Source organism: Mesorhizobium sp. M4A.F.Ca.ET.020.02.1.1 (assembly GCF_004022645.1).
Taxonomy (GTDB): Bacteria; Pseudomonadota; Alphaproteobacteria; order Rhizobiales; family Rhizobiaceae; genus Mesorhizobium.
Genome location: NZ_RZOI01001176.1, coordinates 1 through 1,051, shown reverse-complemented (window position 1 = coordinate 1,051; position 1,051 = coordinate 1). Strand labels below are relative to the sequence as shown.

At 63.7% G+C, this 1,051-nt stretch carries 2 protein-coding genes; one reads left to right on the top strand and one right to left on the bottom strand.

What is annotated here, in order from left to right; all coding sequences use genetic code 11:
• Positions 1 to 558, bottom strand: a 558-nt coding sequence (locus tag EN742_RS35835) for an AraC family ligand binding domain-containing protein (RefSeq protein ID WP_348632879.1), incomplete at its 3' end; no start/stop codon positions are given.
• Positions 559 to 648: 90 nt separating this feature from the next.
• On the opposite strand from EN742_RS35835, the gene EN742_RS35830 reads away from it, so the two are divergent.
• On the top strand, positions 649 to 1,051 hold a 403-nt coding region (locus tag EN742_RS35830; protein ID WP_281035054.1), incomplete at its 3' end, for a 4-hydroxyphenylacetate 3-hydroxylase N-terminal domain-containing protein.

Genomic DNA, 1,051 nt, shown 5'->3' with positions numbered 1-1,051 from the left:
ACCGCCCAGAACGACAGCCGCAGGCATTGTGATCGCATGCGATTGCGCGTCCAGGCGGGCGATGTGCGACAGCGCCACCGCGATCAGCGGCGGCAGGATCTTTTCCGCGCCGGCCTGGGCCTCGGCATATTCGGCCTGGATCATCCTGACCGTGCCGCCGAGCCTTTGCCAAAGCGCTTCCTCACCACGCGCGGTGATGAGAACCGGTTGGTCGAGCGGCAGCGCCGAATGTTCAGCGATTGCCGCGAGCGCGGCATCCGCGACCGAGACGACGATGGCGTCGGTGCCCGGCTCGATGTCGAAACCATGCACCACGCCACTTGGCATGAAGCTCACAGTCGGCGCTGAAAAACTCCAGGTCTTGTCCTCGATCCGATATACGCCGCTGCCATTTGTCCAGAATGTGATCTGCGCCATCTGCGGGTGCTTGTGCGCCAGAACCTGGCCACGATGTACGGAAGCGCGGGCCTGCACGGTCTCGACATGCAGGAAGCCAACGTCGAGCGCCCGCGCCGGCTCGCCGTAGACGAAGAACTCGGGAAAGAGAGACTGGGCCATGACGCCGGAAAAAATCCAACCTATTTTGGATTTTGTCCATAACACGCGACGGCCGGATTCGGTAAATTTAACATGTTAAGGGAGGATCATATGCGATCGGAAGATTTCCGTGCCGACAAGTCGCGGCCGTTCACGGGCGCCGAATATCTGGCGAGCCTGCGCGACGGGCGCGAGGTCTATATCAATGGCGAGCGGGTGGCCGACGTCACCAGCCATCCGGCGATGCGCAATTCGGTGCGGTCGCTGGCCCGCCTCTACGACGCCCTGCACGATCCCGCCCAGCAGCCTGTGCTGACCTCGCCCACCGACACCGGCTCGGGCGGCTTCACCCACAAATATTTCCGCGTCGCGCATTCGCCCGCCGATCTTGCCGCGCAGCAGGGCGCGATCGCGCATTGGGCGCGCATGACCTATGGCTGGATGGGCCGCACCGCCGACTACAAGGCGGCGCTGATGAACACGCTCGGCGCCAATGCCGAATGGTACGGCCCGT